Here is a 21,364-nt window from a genome sequence, read left to right as displayed (position 1 = left end):
CGTCACCCGGCATCCTCCGTTCGGGTGATGGCGGGATGCACCGGGGCGGGCGAGCACCCTATTGCTTCTCCCAGGTGACGATGTTCACGCGAATGTAAGTCGAACCTCGTTCCACGAGCTCGACCCAGGAGAATCTGCGTTCGCCCGTCCGGGCGCAGAACTGGGTGCCCACTTCGAGGGTGTTGATTTCCCAGCGGTCGTAATATTGGGTCGCGCTCTGGCAAACGGCATGGTCGGGGCCGGGCTGGTCGATTTTGACGGCGTCTCCGGGCCAGTGCAGAAGACCTGACGCCGTATGCACGATGTCCAAGTTGTAGCCACCGACTCCCCAGTTGGGCGCTGTGGAGTCGAGGTCGAGGCCGTAGTCTCTCGTGATCGTGGCCGGCGAGCCCTGCGGGGTGCGGTTGCGCACCTCCGGCGTTCTCGGCTGCTGGGGCTGCTGCGTGGCGGAAGTCGACGCCGTAGGCGGGACAGCGGCCGGCTCCGTGGGGACGTGAGTCGCAGGGCTGCCGGTGGGACTGGCGGGCGGCGCATCGGTCGCGTCAGGCTTGATGAACGACCAGAATCCGGCGAGCACGCCGATGAGGGCCAAAAGGCCGGCGAGTACGCCTGCCAATGTATTCACATTATCGCCGAGTTTCCGCCAGCCGCGCTGTTTCGATGACGGATCACGCTGAGGCGGCACCGCCGGAACGGACATCGCGGCCTCCTAAAATTGTCGGGTCGGCAGGGGCCGCCATCGTAGGAATCGGGGCTTGCACATTGCTTACAGATGCGCCGCCTCTATTGCGGCTGGCTTGGCGCCGAGCAGTTCTCATCCGGCTTTGCCGGGGCCTGGAAGGGGATGTGCCGTTCCGCGGGCGGTCGTGGTGCGCGTACCGGCCTTCCCCACGCCTCGTTGGAGGCGAACGACCGATCACAGCCCGCACACGAGTTTGACACCCGTAGAGGTGAGCGCTATCTCTTGGCTAACCGTTAGGGAGAGGCAAAATGTCGCATTTCTCCTGCGGATCTTGTCGCCGGATGAGTGAATAGGGACCTGTGAGTTACGACAGCTACGAACCGGAGCCGTCCGGACGGCCGGACGACGCCCAGGAGCGGCCCCGGCCCGCGGCGCGTCAGAGCAGGCGGCGGCGCCCGTCCAGTCGCCGCCCGTCCGCCCCTCCTGCGTCCGCCCCTGGTGCGTCCACCTCTCGCGCGTCTGCCCAGAGCCGGGCGGACGCGGCCGGCGAGGAGCCGCGGCGGGGTGACGGTGACGGTGGCGGAGGGCGGCGTACCGGGTGGCGGCGGTTCGTGCCCGGGTGGAAGGCCGTGGTGCTCGGCATCATGGTCCTGGTGACCGGCCTGTTCGGGATGATCATGGTGGCGTACGCGAACACGCCGCTGCCGACCGACACGCAGGAGCACGCCACCGAGCAGGGCAGCATCCTCTACTACCGGGACGGCAAGACCGAGCTGGCCAGGCTCGGCACCAAGCGCGAGATCGTCCCCATCTCGAAGATCCCCCGGCACGTGCAGGACGCCTTCATCGCCGCCGAGAACCGGTCGTTCCGCACCGACCCCGGCTTCTCGATCTCGGGCATCATGCGCGCGGCGTACAGCACGCTCACCGGCCAGCAGGTGCAGGGCGGCTCGACGATCACGCAGGAGATGGCGCGCGGCTACTACGACGGCCTCAGCCAGGAACGGACCGTGCAGCGGAAGGTCAAGGAGATCTTCGTCTCGATCCGCGCCAACCAGGAGATGTCGAAGGACGAAATCCTCGCCAACTACCTCAACACCATCTACATCGGGCGGGGCGCGAACGGCATCCAGGCCGCCGCCCAGGCGTTCTTCGACAAGGACGTCGACGAGCTGACCCCCGCCGAGGCCGCCTACCTGGCCGGACGCACCCAGCAGCCGGACCGCTTCGACAAGGCCGAGCAGGAGAAGAACTGGGCGCTCACGCGGGAGCGGTTCGCGTACACCATCGACGGCATGGCGAAGGTCGACCCGGCGCGGTACGGCGACCTGCCCAAGACGGCGAAGTTCCCGAAGCTGGCCCGGCAGCAGAAGGTGGAGACCTTCAAGGGCATCAAGGGCTACATGGTCGACATCGTCCAGCGGGAGCTGGCCTCGCGGGGCATCGACAAGAAGGCGCTGAGCATCAGCGGCTACCGGGTGACGACGACGTTCGACAGGAAGCTCATGCTGGCCGCGAAGAAGGCGGTGGAGAGCAACCTGCGCGCGCTCGGCGACAAGCACATCCGCGCGAACATGGCCGCCGTCGATCCGCGCAACGGCCGGGTGATCGCCTTCTACAGCGGCCACGACTATCTCAAGAGCTTCACCAACAACGCCTTCGACGCCTACAAGCAGGCGGCGTCGGCGTTCAAGCCGTACGTGCTGGCCGCCTGGCTGGAGCGGGGCTACAGCCTCAGGAGCCGCGTCTCCGGCAAGGGCCCCGTCACGCTGCCCGGCACCAAGCCGATCCGCAACTCCCACGACCTCGGCGCGGCCGTGAGCATCGACCAGGCCACCGCCCAGTCGGTGAACACCGCGTTCGCCACCATGGCGCAGGAGGTGGGGCTCGAGCAGGTCGCGAAGATCGCCGAGGACGCCGGGATCAGCGAGAAGAACCTCGAAGAGGCGATCAAGACCCACGCGTACGGCATGTCCATCGGCGCGGGTCTGGTCACCCCCGTGCAGCAGGCGACGGGGTACGGCATCTTCGCCAACGGCGGCGTGCACCACGACGCGCACGTGGTCGTCGCGGTCAAGGCGGCCGACGGGAAGACCGTGATGAAGGAGGTCGACCCGCCCAAGCCGGTCATCAGCCCGGAGAGCGCGGCCGACGCGACGTACGCGATGCAGCAGGTCGTCAGGTCGGGCACGGCCAGGGGCACCGCGCTGCCCGGCGGTCGGCCGATCGCCGGCAAGACCGGCACCAACAACGAGAACAAGGAGGCGTGGTTCGTCGGCTACACCCCGCAGCTGTCCACGGCTGTCGGGATGTACAAGGAGGTGCCGCAGACGAACCCGAAGACCGGGAAGGTCCTGCGTGATCCCAACGGGTACGTGCTGCAGCGCGAGGTCTCGCTGGGCAGCATCGAGGGGGCCGGCACGCCCACCAAGGTCTGGCGGGACTTCATGGCGGTGGCGATGGCCGGCAAGCCGGTCGAGGAGTTCCCGCCGCCGTCGTTCTCCGGGCAGGAGCACGACCTGGTGACCGCGCCAGACCCCAAGCCGACGAAGGACCCGTCGGACGAGCCCACCGACGGTCCTGAGGACGGCGTGGACGACGGCGTGAACGACTCCGTGGACGACGGCGTCCAGGACGACGTGGACGACGGCATCGACGACGCCCCCACCGACTCGGCCTGCGCGGACGACCCGGCCTGTTCTGGTCAGCCCGACGACACGCCGACCGACCAGGGCGACGATCCGCTGAACGACAGCGGCGATCCCGCGCTGCCCGAGGACTCGCTGGGCGAGGCCGGCGGCTGAGGTCAGGCGGCTGAGGTCAGGCGGCTGAAGTCAGGCGGATCGCCGGTCGGCCGTGGTGTCGAGCAGGGCACGCAGGGCGCCGGCGACCGCCGGGATCTGGCCGGCCTCGCGGTGGTAGGTCAGGTGCAGGGTGCGCGGGCGGAGCTGCAGCGCCGGGCGTACGGCGACGCCGGGGTGGAGGGCGGCGTCCAGGGCGAGCTGGGGCAGCAGCCCGACGGCCAGGCCGCGGGCGATCAGCGCCTGGGCCGCCACGTAGTCGTCGGTGCCGTGCCGCACGTCCGGCGCGAACCCGGCCGCGCCGCACGCCTCGCGCAGGTTCGCGGCGCACCGCTCGCACCCGGCGATCCACTTCTCCCCTGCCAGCACCTTCAGGTCGACCGGCGCCTCGGGCGGGCCCGCATGGGGATGATCTTCAGGCAGCACGAGCCGCACGGGATCACCCCCGACCACCACCCGCACCAGCCCGGGCCCCGCACTCTGCTCCCCGGCGATGGGGTCGGCGGTGTGGGTGAAGGTGACGGCGACGTCCACCTCGCCGGCTTCCAGGAGCGCGAGCGCCTGGGGTGGCTCGGCCTCGCGCAGCCGTACGTCGATGCCGGCGTGGCGGCGGCCGAGCAGGCTGATGGCGTCGGGCACGATCGTCGCCCCCGCGGAAGGGAACACCGCCAGCCGCACCGTGCCGGCCCGCCGCTGGCCCAGCGCGTCGAGGTCCTCCTCGGCCGCCTGCAGCCGGGCGGCGATCGCGTCGGCGTGGCGCAGCAGCGCCCTGCCCGCCTCGGTGAGCTGCACCCCGCGCGGGCGGCGCAGCACGAGCGGCGCCCCCGCCTGTCGTTCGAGGTGGCGCAGGTGCTGGCTGACGGCAGGCTGCGTCCACCCGAGCGCCCTGGCGGCGCCCGCGATCGACCCGGTACGGGCGATCTCCCGGAAGATGAGCAACCGGTTCGCATCCATGCCTTAAGTATTACTTGGGTCAGCGCCAAGAAGTTCAAGCCTTCCTAAGAGCAGGAGCACGCGGCAAGGTGGGACGCGTGATGCGAACCATCGGCCTGATCGGCGGCATGAGCTGGGAGTCCTCCGCCGAGTACTACAAGATCCTGAACGAGGAGACCCGCCGCCGCCTCGGCGGTCACCACTGCGCGAAGAGCGTGATGCTGACCGTCGACTTCGCCGAGATCGAGGCGACGCAGCGCGAGGGCGCGTGGGACCGCGCGGGCGAACTGCTGGCGGGCGCGGCCAAGAGCCTGGAGTCGGCGGGCGCCGACCTGGTGCTGCTGTGCACCAACACCATGCACCAGGTGGCGGACGCCGTCGAAGGCGCCGTCGGCGTGCCGTTCCTGCACCTCGTGGACGCCACCGCCCGCCGCGTCGCAGCGGCGGGTCTCACCAGGGTCGGCCTGCTCGGCACCCGCTTCACCATGGAGATGGACTTCTACCGGGCGCGGATGCGCGATCACGGCATCGACGTCCTGGTGCCGGACGAGCCCGCCCGCACCCTCGTCCACGACGTCATCTACCAGGAGCTGACCCTGGGCCGGGTGGAGCCCGCCTCGCGGGAGGCGTACCGGGAGATCATCGCGAACCTCGCCGGGCGCGGCGCGCAGGGTGTCATCCTCGGCTGCACCGAGATCACCCTGCTGGTGGGCCAGGACGACAGCCCCGTCCCGGTGTTCGACTCCACCCGGATCCACGTGGAGACCGCCCTCGACCTGGCCCTGAGCGAGCCGCCCGGCTAACCGAGCGCGGCGCGGGAGCGGGCCACCTGATCGCGGGCGCGGGCCGTCCAGACCGGCTCGTTGAGCGGGTCGAGCCGGTCGAGGCAGGCGGTGAAGTGCTCCAGCGCGGCCCGCTCGTCGCCGCGGCGGCGGCTGATCTCGCCCAGCGTGTACGCCACCATCGCCTGCCCCTGCGTGTCCCCTGCGTACTCGAACATCTCGGCGCACCTGGCCAGCCGGGCGACGGCGGTGTCGTAGTGGCCGAGCGCGGCCTCGGCCTGGGCCAGCCGGCGCAGCGTCACCCGTTCGCCGTAGCTCCAGCGCAGCTCCCTGCTGAGGTCGATGGCGGCCCGGTAGTGGCCGATCGCCTCGTCGGCGCGGCCCGTCTCGTAGCAGGCGATGCCGAGCGAGCGCAGGAACCGGGCCCGATGAACGGCGCTGTGAACAGCGCTCTTGACGGCCTGGTGGACGGCGCTGTGGCCCTCGGCCCTGGCCAGGGCCCGCCGCAGGGTCGCCGCCGCCGCGTCGTAGCGGGACAGGTAGAACTGGATCCCGGCGATCTCGGTCCAGGCGGCCAGCAGGCCGTGCTCGTCGCCGAGCGCCTCGAACCGCTCGGCGGCCATCGTGGCGGCGGCCAGCGCGGAGCCCAGGTCGGACTCCAGCGTGGCGGCGACTCCGAGCAGCGCGTACGCAGCGGCGTGCCGGTCGCCCGTCTCCGAGCCGCGCGCGAGGAGCAGCCTGAACTCCTCCGCGACCGCGCCCGCTCGCCTGCGATCCACCTCGGCGTCGCCGCGGATCAGGCGCATCCTGATCTCGATCGCGGTGTCGCCGGCCTCGGCGGCCGCCTCCGCGACCGTGCCGAGCAGGCGTACGGCGTCGTCGTGGAAGCCGCGCACGATGAGGAACGGCGCCAGCGCCTGGGCGAGCAGGGCCGCCTCGCGGACGAGGCCGGCGCTGGCCGCGGCCACGGCCAGCGCGACGAGCACGGCGCGTTCCGCGGCGAGCCAGGCGCCGCCCTCGGGGCAGGGCGGCGTCCTCGCGGGCAGGCCGGGCGGCGGCGGGGCGAAGGCCGGCGGCAGCTCGCGGGCCGCCTCCGTGGTGCGCGCGCACGCCTCGGCGGTGGCGCGGAGCAGCGCCGCCGTCCTGCTCCGCGCGCTCTCCTCGGCCGCGAACAGCTCGCCGGCGAAGCCGCGCAGCAGGTCGTGCATGCGGTAGCGGGGACCGGCCGCGGCGTCGCCGTCACCGGCGGTGATCAGGCCGGCGGCGGCCAGCTCCTCCAGGGACGCGTCCACGTCGTGCGCGGAGACGCCGGCCAGCGCGGCCACCGTCCAGGCCGCCACCCCGTCCGCCGGCACCGAACCCAGCAGGCGGAACGCTCCGCGCGCGGGCTGGGACAGCGCGGCGTAGCTCGCCTCGAACGTGGCGCGCACGTCCAGGGGGCCGGAGCGCAGCTCGTTGAGCGGTGAGGCGGTGCTGAGCCGGCGCGCCAGCTCGGCCGGCGGCCAGGCGGGGCGGGTGGCCAGGCGGGCGCCGGCGATGCGCAGCGCCAGCGGCAGCCGCCCGCAGGAGCGCACGATCGCCTCGGCCGCCTCGGGGTCGCCGGCCATGCGCTCCGCCCCCGCCACGCCGGCCAGCAGGTCGCGGGCGTCGGCAAGTGGGGGCACGTCCAGCGCGTACGCCGTCGCGCCGGGCAGTGCGGGCAGCGGGCCTCTGGAGGTGACGAGCACGGCGGACCTGGGCGTCCCGGGGATCAGCGGCTGCACCTGGTCCTCGGCGGCCGCGTCGTCGAGCAGCACGAGCACCGCGCGGTCGGCGAGCCTGGCCCGGTAAACCGCCGCCCGTTCCTCGACGCCGGCGGGCAGGGCGGCGAAGTCCACGCCGAGCACCCGCAGCAGCTCGGCCAGCAGGTCGGACGCGTCACGCGGGGCCGCCGACGCCCCCGCCAGCCGCACGAACAACTGCCCGTCGGGATACCGCTCGCGCAGCAGATGCGCGACGTGCACCGCCAGCGTGCTCTTGCCCACGCCCGGCTGCCCCGAGACGATGACGATCGGCGGCGCGCCCCCACCCCCCTTGAGCGCCGCGACCAGCTCGGCACTCTCCCGCTCACGCCCGACGAAGTCAGCGATGTCCGCAGGAAGCAAACAAACCCCTGTCCAGGAGGGCTCCCGGCTCAAGGAAACGCCTGCATCGCGGGACCGGACGACACCACCATCCTCGCCAAGGACGCGGCCGGCACCGGAGGAAGCGCCCCCAAGCTCACCGACTTCGGTGCTTGGAGGCATGGGGGCGGTGTCGTTGAGGAGGGCGGTGTGGAGGGTGCGTAAGTCGTGGCCCGGCTCGATGCCCAGTTCGTTCACGAGGGTCGAGCGGGCGCGGCGGTACGCCTCCAGCGCCTCGGCGCGACGGCCGGCGCGGTGCAGCGCGAGCATCAGGCGGTGCCACAGGCGTTCGTTGAGCGGGGCGCCCTCCACCAGCGGGGCCAGCTCGCCCACGAGCTCGTCGTGCAGCCCGAGCCGCAGGCGGACGTCGATCCAGGCGAGCCTGGCGTTCTCCCGGCGTTCCTCCAGCTCGGCGATGCGGGCCTGGACGGTCGCCGCCAGCGGCACGTCCTCGGCGGGCCGGCCGCGCCACAGCGCCAGCGCCCGGCCGAACAGGCGGTGCGCGGCCGCCAGGTCGCCGCGGGCCGCCTCCAGCCGGGCCCGGTGCGCGGCCTCGTCGAAGGTGAGCAGGTCGAGCCGGTCGGGCTCGAGCCGCAGCAGGTAGCCGTACGGCGCCGACTCGACGCCGATCCCGGCGCGGCGCAGCGCGGTCACGTACTGCTGCAGGTTCGGCACGGCGGAGCGCGGCGGGTCGTCCCACACCGAGGCGATCAGCCGGTCCCTGGACAGGACGGTGCCCGGGTGGAGCAGGAAGACGCCGAGCACGGCGCGCGCTCTGGCGGCCAGCCGGATCGGCCGTCCCTCGTCGAGGACCCTGACCGGTCCGAGGATCGTGAAGTCCACCGTCCTCCCTGCCACGATCAGCCGTTTCGTCCTTCTCTATGGCGACTTTATGGGCTTTCTGGCGGCGAGAGGAGGAAGTTGATCGACGACATCCCGCCGGGGAGCCAGGAAGGAGGTGCCGTAGATGAAGATCGAGGTTCGCAAGGTCGAGGCCGTGAAGGCGACGCAGTTCATGACCTGAGGCAACGCCTCTCAGCCGGCCGGGAGGCGGTCCGCCGCCTCCCGGCGGCTCCATCCCGACGACCGATGACGGCCGGCCGAGCTGCTGCCGGCCGATGACGAACGATCCGGTGGGAAACGATGCGGGTGATGGTGAAGGAATGCGCCTGGGAGTCCCTGGGCGACGAGCTCGTGGTCGTGCACGACCCGCGCGAGGCGTACACGCTGGCCGACCCGGGCGGGCGGGTCGCGGCGCTGCTCGATGAGCTGGTCAGGGGGCCGGCCACGGCGGACGAGCTGAGCGCGGCGCTGACCGCGCGCGGTGTCCCCGTCACGGCGGACGACGTGCGCGACGGCCTGGCCGGGCTCGACTCCCTGGGGCTGGTGGAGGACGCCGATGAGCGGCTGCTGGGCGATCCCGAGGCCGACGAGCGGCATTTCTCCAACCTGACGTTCTTCGGGGCGTTCGCCCGGCTGGGGACGTCGCGGGCGGAGTTCGTCCGGCGGCTGCGCGCGTCCCACGTGCTCGTGCTCGGCGCGGGCGGCGGCGGCTCGGCCCTCGTGCAGTGCCTGGCCGGGCTCGGTGTCGGCGCGCTGACGCTGGTGGACCGCGACGACATCGAGCCGCGCAACTTCGCCCGCCAGTTCCTCTACCGGCGCGCCGACGTCGGCCGGTCGAAGGTGGAGCGGGCGGCGGAGTGGGTCCGCGAGTACGACCCGGACATCGAGGTCCGCGCCGTGGACCGGTGGATCTCCGGCCCCGACGACCTCAAGGACCTGACCGGCGACGCCGACGTGATCGCCGGCGGCCTGGACGGTGCCCCCGACGCGAACCTCTGGGTCAACGAGGCCGCGTTGCGCGCGGGCGTCCCGCTGGTGGCCGGTGGCATGACGCGGACCCAGCTCATCTACTTCTCGGTCGATCCCGGCAGGAGCGCCTGCCTGCGCTGCGACGAGTCCGACCTGCCTGACCCCGGCGAGCGGACGACGGCGGCGGTGGCCCAGCGGCTCACCCGCGGGCTGCGGCTGGCGAACGGGCTCACCGGGCCGATGGCGATGCAGGTCGGGTCGCTGGTCGCGTACGAGGTCATGCGGTATCTGACGAAGGTCGAGCCGCCGCGGGCGGCGGGGGCGCGGGTGGTGCTCGACCTGCTGGACGGGCTGGTCCCGGCGTGGCAGCCGTTCCCCCGCGACCCAGGCTGCCCGGCGTGCGCGCTGGCCCCGCAGAACGACGGCAGGCGCGTCCCGTGACCACCGTACGGCTGCGCCCGCTCACGGTGGTCGGGGAGGGCGAGGAGGTGCTGGTCGGCGACCCGGCCACCGGCATGTTCGTGGCGATGCCCGCCGTGGGCGGCGTGGTGGTCGCGGCGCTGCTGCGCGGCGCGACCGAGGAGGAGGCCGCCGCCGAGGCCGCCGCGTTCGCCGGCGAGCCCGTCGACCTGCCCGCGTTCATGGCGACCCTGGCCGAGCTGGGGTTCCTGGACGACCGGCCGGACGACGAGCGCCAGGCCGTCAGGACCGCGCCGATCCAGATGCGGCGCTGGCTGGCGGGGGTGAGCACGCGCGTGGCCCGCCCCTTCTTCGGGGAGGTCGCGTGGGCTTGTTACGTCGTGCTCGCGCTTTTCTGCCTGGCGGTCTTCATCACCTCGCCGTCGCTGCTGCCGGACCCGGCCGAGGACGCGTTCGTGCTGGACGACGTCGGGCTGAGCGCGCTGCTCCTGATGCCGTTCGTACTGGTCTCGACGGCGCTGCACGAAGGCGGGCACTGGCTGGCCGCCCGTGCGGCGGGGCTCACGGCCCGGTTCGGGGTGGACCGGCGGATGATGCTGCTCGTCCTGGAGACCGACCTGTCGCAGTTGTGGTCGGTGCCGCGCCGCCGCCGCTTCGGGCCGCTGCTCGGCGGGATGGCGGTGGACGTGGTGGTGCTCGCCGCACTGCTGACCGCCCGCCTGCTGATCCTGAAAGGAGTGTGGTCGCCGGAGCCGGTGGTGGACGCCACGCTCGCCGCCTGGGTGTTCGTGAAGCTGGCGGGCCTGCTGTGGCAGTGCATGATCTTCCTGCGCACCGACCTGTACGGAGTGCTCGTCCACGCCCTCGGCTGCCGCGACCTGTGGCGGATCAAGACGTTGCTGCTGCGGCACGCGTTCGGCCGGCTCACCCGGGCGCAGGCGGCCGAGGTGGTCCGGGCCGCGCCCGCCGACCTCAGGGTGGGGCGGTGGTTCCGGTGGGTGTGGCTGGCGGGGTTCGCCGTGGTGCTGGCCTGGTTCGTGGTCTTCGTCCTGCCGGTGGTGGTGAGCGTGCTGGGGTGGGGGGCCGGCCGGTTCGCGCTCGGACCGCTCGACCCCGCCTTCTGGTACGCGCTGCTCTGCGTCGCCCTGCTGCTCGGCCCGTACGTGCTGGCGGCCGGCCTGGCGGTCCGCGAGCACGTACGGCGCTGACCCCGGGGGGGCGGCGGGGTCAGGTGTCGGCGAGCAGGATGGCCGGGTTCTCGACGCAGTCGGCCACATGCCGCAGGAAGCCGCCCGCCGCTCCCCCGTCGCAGACCCGGTGGTCGAACGTCAGGGAGAGCTGGGTGACCTTGCGGGCGGTGACGACGCCCCCGTGCACCCACGGGCGGTCGATCACCCGGCCGACGCCCAGCAGCGCCGCCTCCGGATGGTTGATGATCGGGGTGGAGCCGTCCACGCCGAAGACGCCGTAGTTGTTGAGCGTGAACGTGCCGCCCGTCAGCGACTCAGGCGGCAGCTTGCCGTCCCTGGCCAGGCCGGTGAGCCTGGTCAGCTCGGCGGCGAGCTGGGCGGTGGTCATGAGGTGGGCGTCGCGGACCACCGGGACGACGAGGCCGCGGTCGGTCTGGGCGGCGAAGCCGAGGTTGACGTGGCCGTACCTGACGATCTCCGAGCGGTCGGTGTCCACCGTCGAGTTCAGCTCGGGGAAGCGGCGCAGGCCGTCCACGCAGATGCGGGCCAGCAGGGCCAGCAGGCCGATGCCGAGCTGGGGGCGGGTGCGGCGGAGCGCGTCCCTGGCCGCGACCAGGTCGGTGGCGTCCACGTCCACCCAGGTCGTGGCGTCGGGGATCTCGGTGCGGCTGCGGCTCATCTTCTCCGCCACGGCCCGCCGCACGCCGCGCAGCGGGATGCGCTCCAGCGCTCGCGGGGCGGCGGCGGGGCTCGCCGCGCCCGCTCGCTCGATGGCCTGCTCGACGTCGCGGCGCAGGATCACCTCGCGGGGGCCGGTGGGGGTGACCTGGGCGAGGTCGATGCCGTGCTCGCGGGCGATCCTGCGCACCAGCGGCGAGATGACGCGCGGCGCCTGCCCCGGCGTCCGGGAGCTCGCCGCCTCCTGCCTCAGCGGACGCGGGCCCGCCGAGGCCGTCCTGAGCGGGCGCGCGTCGGCGGCGGAGGGCTGAGGCGGGCGCGCCTCTCCTGCGGCGCTCTTGATCGGCCGCGCGTCCTCGGCCTGCGCCTTGAGCGGGCGGGCGTCGGCGGCCGGCGCTTTGAGCTGGGCGGAGCGGCGACGGCGGCGGGAGGTTCCGTGGTGGCCGGTGCCGTAGCCGATGAGGACGTTGCCGCTGCCGGCCCGTTCCTCCTCCCGGTACCGGGACGCCGCCGGATCCTCGGCCGGTGCCGCGCCGCCGATCTCGATGAGGGGCTCGCCCACCGACAGGACGGCGCCGGGTGCGGCGTGCAGGGCGAGGACGGTCCCCGCGTACGGCACCGGCACCTCCACCGCCGCCTTGGCCGTCTCGACCTCGACCACGATCTGGTCCACCTCGACGGTGTCGCCGACGGCGACCTTCCAGTCGAGCACCTCGGCCTCGGTCAGCCCCTCGCCGAGGTCGGGCAGGCGGAACACCTGCCGCTCGCCGGTGACGGTCATGACGCCTCCCTGCTGAGGTGCAGCAGGTCGGGCCGGTCGTCGAACTGGAGCCGGTCCACCGCGTCGAGCACCCGGTCCACGTCGGGCAGGTGGGTGTGCTCCAGTTTGGGCGGCGGGTACGGGATGTCGAAACCGGTGACCCGCAGCACGGGCGCGGCCAGGGAGTGAAAGCACCGCTCCTGTACGCGGGCCGCGATCTCGGCCCCCACCCCGGCGAACCCCTGTGCCTCCTGGATCACCACGCACCGCCCCGTCCTGCGTACGGACGACGCCACGGTCTCGTCGTCGAACGGGACGATGCTCCGCAGGTCCACCACCTCCAGCGAGCGGCCCTCCGCGGCGGCCGTCTCGGCGGCCTGGAGCGCGACGGGCACGCCAGGCCCGTACGCGACGAGCGTGGCGTCGCTCCCCTCGCGCCGCACCACGGCCCGCCCGAAGCCGGGGGCGCGCCGCTCGGCGGGCGAGAAGTCGTCCTTCGCCCAGTACAGCTTCTTGGGCTCCATGAAGATCACCGGGTCGGGGTCGTCGATGGCGTCGCGGAGCAGCCAGTACGCGTCCTCGACGGTGGCGGGCGTGACGACCTTGAGCCCTGGGGTGTGAGCGTAGTACGCCTCGCTGGAGTCGCAGTGGTGCTCGACCCCGCCGATGCCGCCGGCGAACGGGATGCGGATCACCATCGGCAGCGACACCCGGCCGCGGGTGCGGTTGCGGGTCTTGGCGACGTGGGAGGCGATCTGCTCGAAGGCCGGGTAGGCGAACGCGTCGAACTGCATCTCGACGACGGGACGGAAGCCGCCCATCGCCATCCCGACCGCGAGACCGACGATGCCGGACTCGGCGAGCGGGGTGTCGAAGCAGCGTTCCTCGCCGAACTCCCCGGTCAGCCCGTCGGTGATGCGGAACACCCCGCCGAGCGGGCCGACGTCCTCGCCGAAGACGAGCACCCGCTCGTCCTCGCACAGCGCGTCGCGCAGGGCGGCGTTGAGTGCCTGTGCCATAGAGGTCGGCTTGGACGCGGCGACGGGTCCGGGTGCGGACACGGGCATGGCGGTCATCGTCACTCCTCCGTGGCGCTCAGCTCGGCCCGCAGCAGCTCGCGCTGCTCGCGCAGCTGCGGCGTGGGCTCGGCGAAGACGTGGTCGAACAGCTCGAACGGGTCGGTCTCCGGGTCGGCGTTCATGCGGTCGCGGACGCGGGCGGCGTACGCGTCGGCGGCCTGCGCGGCGGCTGCGACGCCGGCGTCGTCCAGCAGGCCCCGGCCGCGCAGGTAGGTCTCCAGGCGGGCCAGCGGGTCGGCCGACTCCCACCGCGCGACCTCCTCGGCGTCGCGGTAGCGGGTGGGGTCGTCGGCGTTGGTGTGCGGGTCCATCCGGTACGTGTGCGCCTCGACCAGGAACGGCCCGCCGCCCGCGCGGGCCCGCCCGACGGCCTCGGTCAGCACCGACAGCACGGCGACCAGGTCGTTGCCGTCCACCTGCTCGGACGGCACCCCGTACCCGACGCCCTTGTACGCCAGCGCGGGCGCGGCGGTCTGCCTGGCCAGCGGCACCGAGATGGCGTACTTGTTGTTCTGCACCAGGAACACGACCGGGCAGCGCAGCACGCCGGCGTAGTTGAGCGCCTCGTGGAAGTCGCCCTCGCTGGTGCCGCCGTCGCCGATGAAGGCCAGCACGACCGCGTCCTCGCCCTTGCGGCGCAGTGCCTCGGCCATGCCGACCGCGTGGATGGTCTGGGTGGCGAGCGGCGTGCACTGGGGGGCGACGCGGACGGCGGCGGGGTCGTAGCCGCAGTGCCAGTCGCCGCGCAGGAGGGTGAGCACCTCGACGGGGTCGAGGCCGCGGGAGACGAGGGCCACGCTGTCGCGGTAGGTGGGGAACAGCCAGTCGTCGTCGCGCAGCGCGAGCACCCCGCCGATCTGGCAGGCCTCCTGTCCCAGGCTGGAGGGGTAGACGGCGAGGCGGCCCTGCTTGGTCAGCGCGGTCGCCTGGCGGTCGAAGCGGCGGCCGATGACCATCCGGCGGTAGGCCTCCGTGAGCTGCTCGCCGGCCGGCATCGGGTACGCGGCGGGGGGATCGACGGCGGTGCCGTCCTCGGCGACAAAACGCACGGGGACGGGCGCGGGGAGGAGACCGTCGACCACCTGGGGATGAGACATGGCGACGCTCGCTTTCTCTGGACGGTGGACAAGAGAAGCGTCCGCTTGGCGAGCCATTCGTTCAAGACATCGGCGGCGATAGGCGACAAATGGCCGCAAACCATGCTTCTCACGGCCATTTGTCGATTTGACCAGCGGAGGAAGCAGGACCAGCCGGACGTTTTGCCGCCACCCACGCCACCCCTGATCCACCGGCCCTCACCCGCCGCCGCCCAGCCGCCCGCGCGCCGCCCAGCCGTCCGCGCCGCCCAGCCGTCCGTGTGCCGCCCATCCCGCCTCGGCCGCTTACCGCCCGGTCACGGGCCAGGCCGCCCTCGGTCACCCGCGGGCTCGGCTCCAGTGGGCGCCCTGGCCGCGGGCCTCGTCGAAGACGAGCCAGGTCCGGGTGGCGCGGACGCCTGGGATGTCCTGGATGCGTTCGAGCACGACGTGCCGCAGCGCCGCGTTGTCCGGCGTCCTGACCAGGGCCAGCACGTCGTAGTCGCCGCCGACCATGGCGAAGTGCTCGACGTAGGCGATCTCGCGCAGCCGGGCCGACACCTGCCGCCAGGAGTTCTGCTCGATGGTGATCGACACGTACGCGCTGGTGCCCAGCCCTGCCTTGGCCGGGGCGATCTCGGCGGTGAAGCCGGTGATCACGCCGTCCTCCATGAGCCGGGTCAGCCGCGCGTACGCGCTGGCCCTGGAGATGTGCACGTGCTCGGCGAGGGTGCGCACCGACATGCGGCCGTCGCGCCGCAGCTCGGCGATGATCGCGCGGTCCACGTCGTCGAGCGCCGCGGCGGCCCGTTCAGGCCACTCCTCACCGGCCGGAACGCTCGTCGCCGTGGACGGTTGGCTCTCCATGCCCCTCACTCCTTGCCAAAGGTCTCCAGGTGGCCGCCTGCCGAAGCGCTGCCCCGGCGAGCGACCGTCACGCAGGCCGCACCCCAGACAGCCGCCCAGACCGCGGCCCGGACGGCGACCCAGGCCGTGGCCCAGACGGCCGCCCAGGCCGTGGCTCGGGCGGTGGCCCAGGCCGTGGCCCAGACGGTGGGGTCAGCGGGCGTCGAAGGCGGGGCGGCGTTTCGACAGGAACGCCGCCACGGCGCCGGCGTGGTCGGCCGTCAGGCCCAGGCGGGCCTGGGCGCGCGCCTCGGCGGCCAGCGTCGCCCCGAGGTCGCGCCCCCACGACTCGGCGATGAGCCGCTTGGACTCGGCGTAGGCGAGGGTGGGCCCGGCCGCGAGCCGTTCGGCCAGCTCGCGCGCGGCCGGAGCCAGCTCGTCCTGCGGCACCAGCCGCCCTGAGACGCCCCACTCCACGGCCTGCCGCGCCGTGAACGGCTCGGCGAGCAGCACGAGCTCCCTGGCCCGCGACTCGCCGACCGACCGGGTGAGCGTGGCCGACAGCCCGGAGTCGCAGGTCAGCCCGATCGCGCCGAACGCCGTGCCGAGCACGGCGTCCTCGGCGAACACCCGCAGGTCGCAGGCGAGCGCCAGGGCCAGCCCGGCGCCCACGCAGGTGCCGCCGACGGCCGCGACGACCGGCTTGGGCATCGTGGCGAGCAGCCGCACCACGGGCGCGTAGTCCTCCTCGACGGTGTCGAACGCGTGCGCCGCGTTCTCGCGCAGCGCCGCCGCGTGCTCGGCCAGGTCCTGCCCGGCGCAGAACGCCCGTCCCGCCCCGGCCAGCAGCACCGCGCGGACGGACGGGTCACCGGCGACGTCCTCCAGCGCGAGGCGCAGCTGCAGCTTGGTCTTGGCGTCGAGCGCGTTGCGTCGCTCGGGCCTGTTCAGCGTGACGGTCGCCACGGCGCCGTCGCGTTCGAGGAGGACGGCCGCGCCGTTCACCGGGCGTCACCGTCCCAGGTCTTGGCGACCAGGGTGAGCACGTCGTACGTGGCCACGGGCTGCCCCTCCTGGTTGGTGACGACGGCGTCCCAGCGCACCTCGCCGTAGTCGGCGTTGCCGCGCGGCGTGATCTGCTTGACGGTGAGCGTCACCGCGATGCTGTCACCGGCCTTGACGGGGGTGAGGAAGCGCAGCGCGTCCACGCCGAAGTTGGCCAGCACCGGGCCGGGCGCCGGGTCGACGAAGAGTCCGGCGGCCAGCGAGACGACCAGGTAGCCGTGCGCGACGATGCCGCCGAACAGCGGGTTGCGGGCGGCGGCCTCGGGGTCGGTGTGGGCGTAGAAGGTGTCGCCGGTGAACTCGGCGAAGTGCTCGATGTCCTCCAGCGTGACCGTGCGCGGCGCGGAGGCGATGGTGTCGCCGACGCGCAGCTCGGCCAGCGACTTGCGGAAGGGGTGCACGTCGCTCGCGCCGCGGGCGGCGCCGGTCGTCCAGTGCCCTGTGACGGCGGTGAGCAGGTCGGGTGAGGCCTGGACGGCGGTGCGCTGCATGTGGTGCAGCACCCCGCGAATGCCGCCCAGCTCCTCACCGCCGCCGGCCCGGCCGGGGCCGCCGTGCACGAGGACGGGCAGCGGCGAGCCGTGCCCGGTGGACTCCTTGGCGTCGTCGCGGTCGAGCACCAGCACCCGGCCGTGCCAGGGCGCGAGCCCGAGCACCACGGACCTCGCGACCTCCGGGTCGTGGGTGGCGACGGAGGCGACCAGGCTGCCGCGCCCGCGGGCGGCCAGGGCGACGGCCTCGTCCAGGCCGTCGTAGGCGAGCACGGTGCTGACCGGCCCGAACGGCTCGACGTCGTGCGGCTCGGTGGCGCCCGGCCTGGCCCGCAGCAGGAGCGGGGTCATGAACGCGCCGCGCGTGGCGTCGCCGTCGAGCAGGGCGCCGCCCGCCGGCTCGCCGTACACGACGTCGGCGCTCGCGCGCAGGGCCTCGACGGCCTTGCGCACCTCCTCGCGCTGGGCGAGCCCGGCCAGCGCGCCCATGCGCACGTCGGGGTTGCGCGGGTCGCCGACGCTCACCTTGGCCAGGCGGGCGGCCAGCGCCTCCTCGACCTGCCCGGCCATGGCCGAGGGCACCAGCACCCGGCGGATGGCGGTGCACTTCTGCCCGGCCTTGACCGTCATCTCGGTGACGACGCCCTTGACGAACAGGTCGAACTCGGGGTCGTCCGCGCGTACGTCGGGGCCGAGGATGGAGCAGTTGAGCGAGTCGGCCTCGACGCCGAGCACGACGCCGCCGTCCAGCACGTTGGGGTGGCGGCGCAGGATGCCGGCGGTGTGGGCGGAGCCGGTGAAGGCGACGGAGTCCTGCACGGTCAGCTCGTCGAGCAGCCCGCCCGCGCTGCCCGCGAGAAGCTGCAGCGCGCCCTCCGGCAGGATGCCGGACTCGATGATCATGCGGACGGCCGACTCGGTGAGGTACGCGGTCTGGCTCGCGGGCTTGACGATCGAGGGCAGGCCGGCGAGGAAGGCGGGGGCGAGCTTCTCCAGCATGCCCCAGACGGGGAAGTTGAAGGCGTTGATCTGCACGGCCACGCCTGGCCGCGAGGTGTAGAGGTGCTGGCCGACGAACGTGCCGCCCTTGCCGAGGCGTTCGAGGCCGCCGTCCAGGAAGACCGTGTCGTTGGGCAGTTCGCGCACGCCCTTGCTCGCGTAGCTGAACAGGGTGCCGATGCCGCCGTCCACGTCGATGGCGGTGTCGCGGGAGGTGGCGCCGGTGCGTACGGACAGGGCGTACAGCTCCTCCTTGCGCTCCAGCAGGTGCTTGGCGAGCGCCTTGAGCAGGGCGGCCCGCTCGTGGAAGGTGAGCGCATGCACGGCGGGACCGCCGGTCCTCCTGGCGTACGCGACCATCGCGCCGACGTCGAGGCCGCGGCTGGAGATGCGCGCGACCTCCTCGCCCGTGGCCGCGTCGAGCAGCGGCTCTCCCTCGTCGGCCGCGCGGAACCACCGTCCCGCGGCATAGCTCTCCAGCAGCGTGCTCACACCGTCTCCTCTCCCCGGGCGCGACCTTGCGCGGGCACCCCTCTGTGTGCGACCTTATTACTGACCGAGCGATAAGTAAATGAGCCCGAGGCGTCGGAGGAAAGATGACGACCACCCCAGCGGAGCCGGACCTCGAGGCCCGCCTGCAAGCCGGGTTCGACGCGACCATCGCCCGCCACGACCGCATCGAGCCACGCGACTGGATGCCCGACGCCTACCGCAGGACGCTCGTCCGCCAGATCGCCCAGCACGCCCACTCCGAGATCATCGGCATGCAGCCCGAGGGCAACTGGATCGGCCGCGCCCCCTCGTTGCGCCGTAAGGCGATCCTGCTGGCCAAGGTGCAGGACGAGGCGGGGCACGGGCTCTATCTGTACTCCGCGTGCGAAACCTTGGGCGTCTCCCGGGCCGAGCTGACCGAGTTGCTGCTCAGCGGGAAGCAGAAATACTCCTCGATCTTCAACTATCCGACGCTCTCGTACGCCGACGTCGGCACCATCGGCTGGCTGGTGGACGGCGCCGCCATCTGCAACCAGGTGCCGCTGTGCCGCACCTCCTACGGCCCCTACGGCCGCGCGATGATCCGCATCTGCAAGGAGGAGTCGTTCCACCAGCGGCAGGGGTACGAGCTGCTGATGACGATGATGCGCGGCACCGACGAGCAGCGGGTCATGGTGCAGGAGTCGGTCGACCGGTTCTGGTGGCCGTCGCTGATGATGTTCGGGCCGCCCGACGCCCAGTCGCCCAACAGCGCGCGCTCGATGGCCTGGGGCATCAAGCGCAACTCCAACGACGAGCTGCGGCAGAAGTTCGTGGACATGACGGTCCCGCAGGCCGAGGCGCTCGGCGTCACGCTGCCCGACCCCGGCCTGCGCTGGAACGAGGAGCGCGGCCACTACGACTTCGGCGAGCCCGACTGGGAGGAGTTCGCCGCCGTGCTGCGCGGCGACGGGCCGTGCAACGCCCAGCGCATGGCGCACCGCAGGGCCGCCCACGAGGAGGGCGCCTGGGTACGCGAGGCCGCGCTCGCCTTCGCCGAGCGCTCACAGCAGGAGGTCGCCCGATGAGCACCGACCGCCGGGAATGGCCGCTGTACGAGGTGTTCGTCCGCGGCAAGCGCGGGCTCAACCACGTGCACGTCGGCTCGCTGCACGCCCCTGACGACCAGATGGCGCTGCGGCACGCCCGCGACGTCTACACCCGCCGCAACGAGGGCGTCAGCATCTGGGTCGTACGGGCTGACGCCATCACCGCCTCGTCCCCCGACGAGAAGGACCCGCTCTTCGCGCCCAGCGGCGACAAGGTCTACCGGCATCCGACGTTCTACGAGATCCCGGGCGACGTCCCGCACATCTGATCGGACCTGCTCATGAGCGACGAACACCGCAGCGGACACGACAGCGGACACGACAGCGGACACGGCAGCGGACACGGCAGCGGACACGGCGGCGGACACGGCAGCATCTTCGACGGCCTGATCGAGGGCGGTGAATCCGCTCAGTGGGCCTTCGGCACCGACTTCGAGGACCCGCTGGCCGGGGTCGACACGACCGTGCCCGAGGGGGTGGACCCGGCCGCGCTGGCCGCGTACTGCCTCATGCTCGGCGACGACGCCCTGATCCTGTCGCAGCGGCTGTCGGAGTGGTGCAGCCGCGCGCCCGACCTGGAGGAGGACATCGCGCTCGCCAACATGGCGCTCGACCTGCTCGGGCAGGCGCGGCTGCTGCTGGCGCGGGCGGCGGCGGCCGACCCCGGCGTGGTGCCGGCCCTGCCCGACGGCTCGCCGGTGCCGGCCGAGGACGCGCTGGCGTTCTTCCGCGACGACCGCGACTTCCGCAACGTGCGGATGTGCGAGGTGCCGAACGGGGACTTCGCGCACGTGGTGGTGCGGCTGCTGCTGTTCTCCGCGGCCCGGCTCGCCCTGTTCGAACGGCTGCGCGGCAGCCGGGACCAAGTGCTCGCCGCCGTCGCGGGGAAGGGTGTCAAGGAGGTCGCCTATCACCGCGACTGGGCCGGGCGCTGGTTCCTCACGCTGGCGCGCGGCACCGAGGAGTCGCACCGCAGGCTGCTGGCCGCGCTCGACGCGCTGTGGCCGCTGCGGGCCGAGGTGGTCACCGCCCATCCGCTCGAACTGGTTCTGGCCGACGCCGGGGTGGGTGTGGACCCGTCGTCCCTGGCGGGCGAGGTGGACGCCGTCCTGGACCAGGTGCTCGCAGTGAGCGGCGTCGAACGTCCCGAACGTGCGCCGCTGGCCGGCGTCGGCGGACGCACCGGCAGACACGGCCTGCACACCGAAGCCCTGAGCAGACTGCTCACCGAGATGCAGGTGGTCGCCCGCGCACACCCGACGGGGCGCTGGTGACCCCCGCCCGGCCCCGCGCGGACTCCGCACCGGGCGACGGACGGCCCGCTGGGCGAGGGCGTGACGGCGCGGCCGCGCGGGCGGACGCGGCGGCCGAGGTGGCGAGGCAGGTGCGGGATCCTGAGATGCCGATGCTGACCCTCGCCGACCTCGGCGTGTTGCGCGGTGTCGAGGTGACGCGGGACGCCGGCGGCGGCGAGGTGGTGGTCGCCTCGATCACGCCGACCTACACCGGCTGCCCGGCCATGGCGACCATGCGCGACGACCTCGTGCACCGGCTCAACGACGCCGGGTTCGAGCGGGTGGAGGTGCGGGTGGTGCTGGACCCGCCGTGGTCCAGCGACTGGATCTCCGAACGCGGCCGTGCCGCCCTGCGCGACGCTGGGCTGTCGCCGCCCGGTCCCGCACCCCGGCGTACCGGGCCGGTGCTGCTGACTCTCGGCCCCAAGCGCGCGGCGCCGCGCTGCCCGCGCTGCGGCTCGGCGGACACCCGGCTCACCTCCGAGTTCGGCGCCACCGCCTGCAAGGCCCTCTACCGCTGCACCGGCTGCCTCGAACCGTTCGAGCACGTCAAGGAGATCTAGCGTTGACATCCTCCCCCTAGCAAACGAGGGGGATTCCCACGGTCGCCCGTGAAAATTCCTGCTTCACAGCCGGTCGCCCCGTCCGAGAGGACTCTCGTTGAGGTCTTACACCCGCTCCACAGGCGTTTCAGCTCTCCGCCGGCCCGGCGG

The 21,364-nt window shown here is 73.1% G+C and carries 17 protein-coding genes; 8 read left to right on the top strand and 9 right to left on the bottom strand.

All coding sequences use genetic code 11. The annotated features are described in order from the left end of the window. Positions 1-58: 58 nt before the first annotated feature. On the bottom strand, positions 59-700 hold the full coding sequence (locus AB0K18_RS44765; RefSeq protein WP_364927505.1) for a hypothetical protein: 642 nt from the start codon (positions 698-700) through the stop codon (positions 59-61). 593 nt (positions 701-1,293) lie between these two features. On the opposite strand from AB0K18_RS44765, the gene AB0K18_RS44760 reads away from it, so the two are divergent. Beyond that, the gene (locus tag AB0K18_RS44760) at positions 1,294-3,486 is read left to right on the top strand and encodes a transglycosylase domain-containing protein (RefSeq protein ID WP_364927502.1); all 2,193 of its coding nucleotides are present in this window, start codon (positions 1,294-1,296) and stop codon (positions 3,484-3,486) included. A 30-nt stretch (positions 3,487-3,516) separates the two neighbouring features. On the opposite strand, the gene AB0K18_RS44755 is transcribed toward AB0K18_RS44760, so the two are convergent. Then, on the bottom strand, positions 3,517-4,437 hold the full coding sequence (locus AB0K18_RS44755) for a LysR substrate-binding domain-containing protein (RefSeq protein ID WP_364927500.1): 921 nt from the start codon (positions 4,435-4,437) through the stop codon (positions 3,517-3,519). An 80-nt stretch (positions 4,438-4,517) separates the two neighbouring features. Here AB0K18_RS44755 and AB0K18_RS44750 point away from each other — a divergent pair, with 80 nt between their 5' ends. Further along, positions 4,518-5,219, top strand: coding sequence for an aspartate/glutamate racemase family protein (locus tag AB0K18_RS44750; protein ID WP_364927683.1), 702 nt, complete (start codon positions 4,518-4,520; stop codon positions 5,217-5,219). Here the strand turns inward: AB0K18_RS44750 and AB0K18_RS44745 are convergent. Then, entirely contained in the window at positions 5,216-8,203 is a 2,988-nt protein-coding gene (locus AB0K18_RS44745) for a BTAD domain-containing putative transcriptional regulator (RefSeq protein ID WP_364927498.1), read from the bottom strand. The two genes, AB0K18_RS44750 and AB0K18_RS44745, sit on opposite strands and share 4 nt — an antisense overlap. A 309-nt stretch (positions 8,204-8,512) precedes the next feature. Here AB0K18_RS44745 and AB0K18_RS44740 point away from each other — a divergent pair, with 309 nt between their 5' ends. Further along, positions 8,513-9,613, top strand: a complete 1,101-nt coding sequence (locus AB0K18_RS44740; protein ID WP_364927494.1) for a ThiF family adenylyltransferase — start codon at positions 8,513-8,515, stop codon at positions 9,611-9,613. Further along, entirely contained in the window at positions 9,571-10,800 is a 1,230-nt protein-coding gene (locus tag AB0K18_RS44735; protein WP_364927491.1) for a hypothetical protein, read from the top strand. Before AB0K18_RS44740 ends, AB0K18_RS44735 begins: the two co-directional genes overlap by 43 nt. A 19-nt stretch (positions 10,801-10,819) precedes the next feature. On the opposite strand, the gene AB0K18_RS44730 is transcribed toward AB0K18_RS44735, so the two are convergent. The 6 genes from AB0K18_RS44730 to paaZ form a co-directional block, all read right to left on the bottom strand. After that, entirely contained in the window at positions 10,820-12,241 is a 1,422-nt protein-coding gene (locus tag AB0K18_RS44730; protein ID WP_364927488.1) for a dihydrolipoamide acetyltransferase family protein, read from the bottom strand. Further along, the gene (locus tag AB0K18_RS44725) at positions 12,238-13,287 is read right to left on the bottom strand and encodes an alpha-ketoacid dehydrogenase subunit beta (RefSeq protein ID WP_364927680.1); all 1,050 of its coding nucleotides are present in this window, start codon (positions 13,285-13,287) and stop codon (positions 12,238-12,240) included. Before AB0K18_RS44725 ends, AB0K18_RS44730 begins: the two co-directional genes overlap by 4 nt. Positions 13,288-13,298: 11 nt before the next feature. Beyond that, positions 13,299-14,396, bottom strand: a complete 1,098-nt coding sequence (gene pdhA / locus AB0K18_RS44720) for a pyruvate dehydrogenase (acetyl-transferring) E1 component subunit alpha (RefSeq protein WP_364927485.1) — start codon at positions 14,394-14,396, stop codon at positions 13,299-13,301. 318 nt (positions 14,397-14,714) lie between these two features. After that, positions 14,715-15,242, bottom strand: coding sequence for an Lrp/AsnC family transcriptional regulator (locus AB0K18_RS44715; RefSeq protein ID WP_364927482.1), 528 nt, complete (start codon positions 15,240-15,242; stop codon positions 14,715-14,717). 192 nt (positions 15,243-15,434) lie between these two features. Continuing rightward, entirely contained in the window at positions 15,435-16,226 is a 792-nt protein-coding gene (locus tag AB0K18_RS44710; RefSeq protein WP_364927479.1) for an enoyl-CoA hydratase-related protein, read from the bottom strand. Further along, positions 16,223-18,268 carry a phenylacetic acid degradation bifunctional protein PaaZ gene (gene paaZ / locus AB0K18_RS44705; RefSeq protein ID WP_364927476.1) on the bottom strand — a complete coding sequence of 682 codons (2,046 nt, stop codon included), beginning with the start codon at positions 18,266-18,268 and terminating at the stop codon, positions 16,223-16,225. Before paaZ ends, AB0K18_RS44710 begins: the two co-directional genes overlap by 4 nt. A 104-nt stretch (positions 18,269-18,372) precedes the next feature. Between paaZ and paaA the strand changes: the two genes are divergently transcribed. The 4 genes from paaA to paaD all read left to right on the top strand — a co-directional run bounded on the left by paaA (position 18,373) and on the right by paaD (position 21,214). Further along, a complete protein-coding gene (gene paaA / locus AB0K18_RS44700; protein ID WP_364927474.1) occupies positions 18,373-19,335 on the top strand; it encodes a 1,2-phenylacetyl-CoA epoxidase subunit PaaA in 963 nt (320 codons plus the stop codon). After that, the gene (gene paaB, locus AB0K18_RS44695) at positions 19,332-19,625 is read left to right on the top strand and encodes a 1,2-phenylacetyl-CoA epoxidase subunit PaaB (RefSeq protein WP_355423729.1); all 294 of its coding nucleotides are present in this window, start codon (positions 19,332-19,334) and stop codon (positions 19,623-19,625) included. Before paaA ends, paaB begins: the two co-directional genes overlap by 4 nt. 12 nt (positions 19,626-19,637) lie before the next feature. Continuing rightward, positions 19,638-20,630: a 1,2-phenylacetyl-CoA epoxidase subunit PaaC gene (gene paaC, locus AB0K18_RS44690; RefSeq protein WP_364927471.1), complete on the top strand. Its 993-nt coding sequence runs from the start codon at positions 19,638-19,640 to the stop codon at positions 20,628-20,630. Positions 20,631-20,740: 110 nt separating this feature from the next. Beyond that, on the top strand, positions 20,741-21,214 hold the full coding sequence (gene paaD / locus AB0K18_RS44685; protein ID WP_364927468.1) for a 1,2-phenylacetyl-CoA epoxidase subunit PaaD: 474 nt from the start codon (positions 20,741-20,743) through the stop codon (positions 21,212-21,214). Positions 21,215-21,364: the final 150 nt, after the last annotated feature.

This window comes from Nonomuraea sp. NPDC049421 (assembly GCF_040677005.1).
In the GTDB taxonomy this organism is placed as follows: domain Bacteria; phylum Actinomycetota; class Actinomycetes; order Streptosporangiales; family Streptosporangiaceae; genus Nonomuraea; species Nonomuraea salmonea.
The sequence above is the reverse complement of the archived record's forward strand: the minus strand, read 5'-3'. Positions and strand labels throughout refer to the sequence as shown.